4 protein-coding genes are annotated in these 7,820 nt (G+C 71.7%); 2 read left to right on the top strand and 2 right to left on the bottom strand.

The genetic code is table 11. The annotated features are described in order from the left end of the window. The coding region (locus FF096_RS26620; protein WP_230462519.1) for a HAMP domain-containing protein at nucleotides 1–1,931 on the bottom strand (1,931 nt) is incomplete at its 3' end. A 153-nt stretch (nucleotides 1,932–2,084) separates the two neighbouring features. Here FF096_RS26620 and FF096_RS11670 point away from each other — a divergent pair. Beyond that, nucleotides 2,085–4,157: a SpoIIE family protein phosphatase gene (locus tag FF096_RS11670; RefSeq protein ID WP_309223116.1), complete on the top strand. Its 2,073-nt coding sequence runs from the start codon at nucleotides 2,085–2,087 to the stop codon at nucleotides 4,155–4,157. A 6-nt stretch (nucleotides 4,158–4,163) separates the two neighbouring features. On the opposite strand, the gene FF096_RS11665 is transcribed toward FF096_RS11670, so the two are convergent. Next, nucleotides 4,164–5,510 (bottom strand): FAD-binding oxidoreductase, encoded by a 1,347-nt coding sequence (locus FF096_RS11665; protein WP_155217274.1) that lies wholly within the window; start codon nucleotides 5,508–5,510, stop codon nucleotides 4,164–4,166. Nucleotides 5,511–5,592: 82 nt separating this feature from the next. Between FF096_RS11665 and FF096_RS11660 the strand changes: the two genes are divergently transcribed. Further along, nucleotides 5,593–7,689 carry a S9 family peptidase gene (locus FF096_RS11660; protein WP_309223115.1) on the top strand — a complete coding sequence of 699 codons (2,097 nt, stop codon included), beginning with the start codon at nucleotides 5,593–5,595 and terminating at the stop codon, nucleotides 7,687–7,689. Nucleotides 7,690–7,820: the final 131 nt, after the last annotated feature.

Below are 7,820 nucleotides of genomic sequence, written 5' to 3'. Positions count from 1 at the left end.
ACCTGTGCCTGGCCGCCGAGGTTGCCCTCGGTGCCCACCTCACGGGCCACCCGGGTCACCTCGTCGGCGAACGACGACAGCTGATCCACCATCGTGTTGACGGTGGACTTCAACTCCAGGATCTCGCCCCGGGCATCCACCGTGATCTTCTGGCTCAGGTCGCCCTTGGCCACTGCGGTCGAGACCTGGGCGATGTTGCGCACCTGGGCGGTCAGGTTCGACGCCATCGAGTTCACGTTGTCGGTCAGGTCCCGCCACGTACCGCTGACGCCCTTGACCTGTGCCTGGCCGCCGAGGTTGCCCTCGGTGCCCACCTCACGGGCCACCCGGGTCACCTCGTCGGCGAACGACGACAGCTGATCCACCATCGTGTTGACGGTGGACTTCAACTCCAGGATCTCGCCCCGGGCATCCACCGTGATCTTCTGGCTCAGGTCACCGCGCGCCACCGCCGTGGTGACCGAGGCGATGTTGCGCACCTGGCTGGTCAGATTCGACGCCATCGAGTTCACGTTGTCGGTCAGGTCCCGCCACGTACCGCTGACGCCCTTGACCTGCGCCTGACCACCCAGCTTGCCCTCGGTACCCACCTCACGGGCCACCCGGGTCACCTCGTCGGCGAACGACGACAACTGGTCCACCATCGTGTTGACGGTGTTCTTCAGCTCCAGCATCTCGCCCCGGGCGTCCACCGTGATCTTCTGACTCAGGTCGCCCTTGGCGACCGCGGTGGAGACCTGGGAGATGTTGCGGACCTGGCTGGTCAGGTTGCCGGCGAGCTGGTTGACGTTCTCGGTGAGGTCGCGCCAGGTGCCGGAGACGCCGCGTACCTGCGCCTGACCACCGAGCTTGCCCTCGGTACCCACCTCACGGGCCACCCGGGTCACCTCGTCGGCGAACGACGACAGCTGATCCACCATCGTGTTGACGGTGTCCTTGAGTTCCAGGATCTCGCCCTGCGCGGCAACGGTGATCTTCTGGGACAGGTCGCCCCGGGCGACCGCCGTGGAGACCTGGGCGATGTTGCGCACCTGGGCGGTCAGGTTCGACGCCATCGAGTTGACACTGTCGGTCAGGTCCTTCCAGGTGCCCGCGACGCCCGGCACCTCCGCCTGGCCACCCAGCTTGCCCTCGGTGCCCACCTCACGGGCCACCCGCGTCACCTGCTCGGCGAAGAGCCGCAACGTGTCGGTGAGGGAGTTCATCGTGTCGGCCAGCTCGGCGACCTCGCCACGAGCGCTGACCGTGATCTTCTGGGAGAGGTCGCCCTTGGCCACCGCGGTCGCCACCTGGGAGATCGACCGGACCTGGCCGGTCAGGTTCGACGCCATGGTGTTCACCGAGTCGGTGAGGTCCTTCCAGGTGCCGGCGACGCCACGGACGTCGGCCTGGCCGCCCAGCTTGCCCTCGGTGCCCACCTCACGGGCCACCCGGGTCACCTCGTTGGAGAAGGATGAGAGCTGGTCGACCATCGTGTTGACCGTGCGACCGATGCGCAGGTACTCACCACGCAGCGGGCGACCGTCCATCTCCAGCGCCATGTGCTGGGTGAGGTCGCCGTCGGCGACCGCCACGATGACCCGGGCGATCTCGGTGGTCGGTCGACCCAGGTCGTCGATCAGCGAGTTGACCGCCCGCTGACTCTCCGCCCACGCGCCGTCCAGGCCCTCCTCGTCCAACCGCTCGGTCAGCCGGCCGTCCCGACCCACCACCCGACTGATCCGACGCAGGTCCAGATGCTGCCGCTCCTGGAGCGACACCACGTCGTTGAAGGCGTCCGCCACCTCACCGGCCACGCCGGAGCGCCGGGGCAGCCGCACCTTGAGGTCGCCGCCACGCACCCGCCGCAGCGCCTCCGCCAGCTCGGTGAGGACCGCCTCGTGGTCGGCGGCGGGGGTCTCCGCGGTCACCGACTTCTTCGCCGTGGTCATCATTCCTCGCTCACCTCGGGGTTCACCGGCTCCCACCGGCCACCCCATCATTGTCCCCGTGACCTCGAAAACGCCACGGCGCGGCGTTGTCCGGCGGCAAAGACCGCTGATGATCGGCTTGGCACTTCAGAGGTGGCGGTGGAGGATACGAGGGTGTCAGCGGAGGCGGGGCCCGCGGCGAAGACGGGCCCAGACGAGCACGTACGACGCGTCCGGCTCCCCGCAGACCGCCGCACACCGGCCGCCGCACGCGCGGTCGTCCGGTCCGTGCTCGCGGAAGCGGAGCTGGACGAACTGCTCAACGAGGCACTTCTGCTCACCACGGAGCTGTCCACCAACGCGGTCGAGCATGCGCGCACCGAACTGGACATAGAGGTCACCGCCGACCATTCGGGCCTGACCGTGACGGTCTCCGACTTCGCCGCCGGCCCGGTCGACGAACTGACCGTCGGCGTACGCAACAAGTCCACCGACATCGCCGAGGTCGCCGAACGGGGACGTGGGCTGCTGCTGGTCGACCACTTCGCCAGCCGCTGGGGCACCACCTATCTGCGCACCGGCAAGGGTGTGTGGTTCCGGCTGGACCGGGCCGATCGCGGGGAGACCGGACTGTCGACCCCCGCACCGCCGACGTACCACGACCAACCGGACACCCCCGGACAGAACGCCGTGCCGAGCGCCGGTGCGATGAACGCGCTGATGCAGACCACCCCCGACCCGTACGCCGAGGATCCCCTGCCGGACTTCGCCGCCGGCCTGCTCACCCGGGTGGCGGAGATGGTCGGTGCCGCCGGTGGGTTGGTCCGGCTGGACCGGGGTGACGGTCAGGGAGCCCACATCCTCGCCCGGTACGGCCGCCAGCCCCGGGCCGGCAACGACCTGCTCCGGGTGCCGTTGACCGTGCACCGCCCGTACGCCGGGGAACTGGAACTGGACGCCGCGCCCACCGCGTACGCCCAGCCGCTGGCGGCGCTGACCGCCGAGCGGCTCTCGCTGCACCTGGAGAACGACCGGCTGCGCCGCGCGGACGTACGCCGACAGGCGTGGCTGACGTTCCTCGCCGAGGCCAGCGAGTTGCTCGCGCAGTCGCTGGACGTGGAGCTGACCATGGCGCTCGTCCCCCAGTTGGTGGTGCCCCGGCTCGGCCAGTGGTGCGCGGTGCACACCACCGACGAGTGGGGGCGGCTGCGGCTGGCGGCGGCCAGCCACGCCGACGAGTCGATGCTGCCGCAACTGCACGCCGCGCTCCGCGAGGCCGGTCCCGACTCGGTCCAGGCCCGACTGCGCGAGGCCAGCCGCAACGGCACCCGGACCCCGCTCGGTGCGCCGATGGAGGGCTTCGCCGTCCCGTTGATCGCCCGAGGGCAGCGCCTCGGCACGCTGGCCGTCGGGCGGCACCAACGGCACCGGCAGGACCCGGACGAGATCGCGGTGCTGGAGGATGTGGCCCGCCGGGCCGCCCTCGCCATCGAGAACGCCCGCATCCACGCGGAACGCCGCCGGGTGGCGCAGACCCTGCAACAGTCGCTGCTGCCGCCGGTCCTGCCGGTGGTGGAGGGCATCGGCTTCGCCGCCGAGTACGTCCCCACCGGCGGCGACGTCGACGTGGGCGGCGACTTCTACGACGTGGTGCCGCTGCCGGACGGGCGCTGGCTGGTGGTGATCGGCGACGTCTCCGGCAAGGGAGTTCAGGCTGCGGCGGTCACCGGGCTGGTGCGGGACGTGATCCGGGTGCTGGCCGGTGACGGCAAGCCGCTGCCCGAGGTGCTGTCCCGCCTCAACGAGACGCTGGTCGAGCGGGGTGCGGGCCGCTACTGCACGCTCGCACTGGCTGCGGTCGGGCCGGGTGAGGGTGACCGGCTCGACGTCGATCTGCACCTGGCCGGGCACGACCGGCCGGTACTGCTGCGCTCCGGCGGCGGGCCCGCCGCCTTCGTCGGCACCGGTGGCACCGCCCTCGGGCTGCTCGACACGATCGCCTCGCCCACCGCGCAGATCGTCCTGGACCCGGGCGACTGCCTGGTCTTCTACACCGACGGGGTGACCGAGCGCCGCCGGGGCCGGGAACTGTTCGGCACCGGGCGGCTGCGCGACGCCGCCGCCCCACTCGCCGGCTACCCGGCTGACGTGGTGGCCGCCCGGCTGCGGTCCACCGCGATCAATTTCTCGGTCGAGGAGCCCCGCGACGACATCGCCATCCTCGTCCTGCGCAACGACGCCGGCTGACCGGGGTCAGAGACCACCGGGGAGGCGGCCGGGCGCGAGGCGGTGGGTCGGGTCGAGGTGTTGCTTCACGGCGCGCAGGTGGGCCAGGTCGGCCCGCTCGCCCCACAGGTCGACGCCGTGTCGCACGGCGGGCGGGGCGGCGAGCACCACACAGCGGCCCTGCCGGGCGAGCAGCACGCTGCGCACCGCGGCCAGGATCGACGCGACCCGCCCCGGCGGCAGCGACCCGGGCAGGGCGGCGTGCACCACGCCGAGCCCGGCCGAACCACGGACCGGCACCGGCCCACCGGCCGCGTCACGCAGGGCGTAGACGGCGGCGTGCAGGTCGGTTATCGGCACCTCCAGCCGCAACGCCGTGTCGCCGGGCGCGAACGGGTAGCTGCGCCACCACGCGGGCGCTGTCCGCGCGACCGTCGAACGGGAGCCGAAGATGTCGAGCAGTCGGTCGGTGCGCTCGGCCACCTCGGCGGGACCGCCCTCCAGCAGCACCACCAGCGAACCGGTGCCCGTCGGCCCGGTCGGCACACGCCCGGTCATCGACGGGTGCATCGCCATCGACTCGGCGCGGCGGTCCCGCTGGGGTCGGCAGCCGGTGCCGACCGGCAGGTCGAGTTCGATCGCCGCCGGATCGAGCCGAGCGGCGAGCACCGCCCCGATCAGATCGTGCACCTCAAGCGGCGTCCACACCGGCCGGGTCACCCACACCCGGGCGGCCGGCACCGCCTGCACCCGCAGCGTCGCGCTGACCAGCACCCCGAGCGCCCCCTCCGAACCGCAGAGCAGGCGCGCCTCGGCCAGCCCCGCCGCCCCACCACCCGCCTCGGCCAGCTCACCATCGGCGGCCAGATAACGCAGCCCGACGAGTTGATCGCAGGCGGTGCCGTGGCGGTGACGCAGCGGACCGGCCTCGTCCGCCGCCAGCACCCCGCCCAGGGTCGCGCCGGGTGAGGGGGCGTCCAACGCGAGCCGCTGACCGGTGCGCTCCAGGGTGGCCTGTACCGCGCGCAGCGGAGTACCGGCACCGATCTCGGCGGTGCCCCGACCCGGCGACCGGTGGCCGATGCCGGCCAGTCTCCCGGTGTCGAGCATGATGTCGACCCGCTCGGGGGGCGCACCCCAATCGATCTTCGTGCCCGCTCCTCGGGGCACCACGGTCAGGTCGTGCCCGGCGGCCAGCCGCAGCACCTCGGCGGCGGCGTGCGGGCCGCCCGGCACCGCGACCCAACGGGCCGTGCTCCCGGCCACCTCGTCGGCAGGGCCGGCGAGGCGGGCGAAGCGCGGACCGCAGATCTCGGCCAGCCGACGGGTGATCTCGCGGACACCGGGCGTACCGGTGGAAGGGGGTGGCACCATGTCGGCGATCGTACATGTGTTCGAACAATCCGGTGCAGAATTGCGCCGCACCACAGGCCGCCGTGGCCGGTAACGTGGCGCCGTGACCACCGAGACCCCCGTTCCCGCGGCCAGGCGGGTACCGACCGAACGCGTCCACCACGGCGACACCGTCGTCGACGAGTACGCCTGGCTCGCAGTCAAGGACGATCCGGAAACAATCAACTATCTGAACGCGGAGAACGCCTGGACCGAGGCCCGGACGGCGCACCTGTCCGGGCTGCGGACAGAGTTGTTCGAGGAGATCCGGCGACGCACCCAGGAGACCGACCTGTCCGTGCCGACCCGCAAGGGGAAGCACTGGTACTACACCCGCACGGTCGAGGGCCAGCAGTACGGAGTGCACTGCCGCCGGGCGGTCCACCCCGACGAGACCACCCCGCCGATCAGCGCGGACGGTGCCCCGCTGGACGGTGAGCAGGTGCTGCTGGACGGCAACAAGCTGGCCGAGGGGCACGACTTCTTCGCCCTGGGCGCCTTCGACGTCAGCCCCGACGGGCGCTACCTGGCCTACTCCACCGACTACTCCGGCGACGAACGGTTCACCCTGCGGGTCAAGGACCTCGACACCGGCGAGTTGCTGCCCGACGAGATCCCCGGCACCTTCTACGGCACCGCCTGGTCCGCCGACGCCTCGGTGCTGTTCTACGTCACCGTGGACGAGGCGTGGCGACCCAACCGGGTCTGGCGACACGTCATCGGCACCGCCGCCGCCGAGGACGTGGTGGTGCACACCGAGGACGACGAGCGGTTCTGGGTCGGCGTCGAGCTGACCCGCTCGGAGCGGTTCATCCTGATCGACATCGCCAGCAAGCTCACCAGCGAGGTACGGGTGATCCCGGCCGACAACCCGACCGGCGAACCCGCGGTGATCGCACCCCGCCGACAGGGTGTCGAGTACTCCGTGGAACACCACGGCCACCGGTTCCTGATCCTGCACAACGACAACGCCGAGGACTTCGCCCTCGCGTACACCTCCGCCGACGCCCCGGGCGACTGGGTGCCGCTGATCGAACACTCCCCGGGCACCCGGCTGGAGTCGGTCGACGCCTTCGCCGACCACCTGGTCGTCTCGGTACGCAGCAACGGCCTGACCGGGCTGCGGGTGCTGCCCGTCGGCGGCGGCGACGCCCACGACATCGAGTTCCCGGAGCCGCTGCACACCGTCGGGCTGGACGCCAACCCCGAATACCGCACCGGGCGGCTGCGGCTGCGCTACACCTCGCTGGTCACCCCCGACTCGGTGTACGACTACGACCTGGTCACCCGCGAGATGACGCTGCTGCGCCAGCGCCCGGTGCTGCCCGGACCGGACGGTCAGGCGTACCGACCGGAGGACTACGAGCAGCAGCGCGACTGGGCCCTGGCCGACGACGGCACCAAGGTGCCGATCTCGCTGGTCTACCGGCGCGGCACCCCCCGGGACGGCTCGGCGCCCTGCGTCATCTACGGCTACGGCTCGTACGAGGCGAGCATGGACCCGTGGTTCTCCGTCGGCCGGCTGTCCCTGCTGGACCGTGGGGTGGTCTTCGCGGTGGCGCACATCCGGGGCGGTGGCGAGCTGGGACGCCGGTGGTACGACCACGGCAAGATGCTGGCCAAGAAGAACACCTTCACCGACTTCGTGGCCTGTGCCCGGCACCTGGCCAAGACGGGCTGGACGGCACCGGACCGGCTGGTCGCCCGGGGTGGCTCGGCGGGCGGGCTGCTGATGGGCGCGGTGGCGAACCTGGCGCCGGACGCCTTCGCCGGCATCGTCGCGCAGGTGCCCTTCGTGGACGCGCTCAACACCATCCTGGACCCGTCGCTACCGCTGACCGTCACCGAGTGGGAGGAGTGGGGCAACCCGCTGGCCGACCCCGAGGTGTACGCGTACATGAAGTCGTACACCCCGTACGAGAACGTGGCCCCGCTGGACTACCCCGCGATCCTGGCCATGACCAGCCTCAACGACACCCGGGTGCTCTACCACGAGCCGGCGAAGTGGATCGCGCGGCTGCGGGCGGTCGCGCCGCAGGGTGACTACCTGCTCAAGACCGAGATGGAGGCGGGTCACGGCGGTCCGAGTGGGCGCTACGACGCCTGGCGGGAGGAGGCGTTCATCAACGCCTGGATCCTGGACCGCATCGGCCGCGCCTGACCGGCCGCCGCTCGCGTCTGACCGGCCGCCCGGTGGCTCGCGGCATGCGGTGGCTCGCGGCATGCGGTGGTTCGTGGCGTGCGGTGGCTCGCGGCATGCGGTAGCTCGCGGCATGCGGTGGTTCGTGGCGT

Origin of the sequence: Micromonospora sp. CP22 (genome assembly GCF_009712475.1) — a bacterium.
GTDB lineage: Bacteria > Actinomycetota > Actinomycetes > Mycobacteriales > Micromonosporaceae > Micromonospora.
Note: the sequence above shows the minus strand (reverse complement) of the source record. Positions and strands in the feature narration are given on the sequence as shown.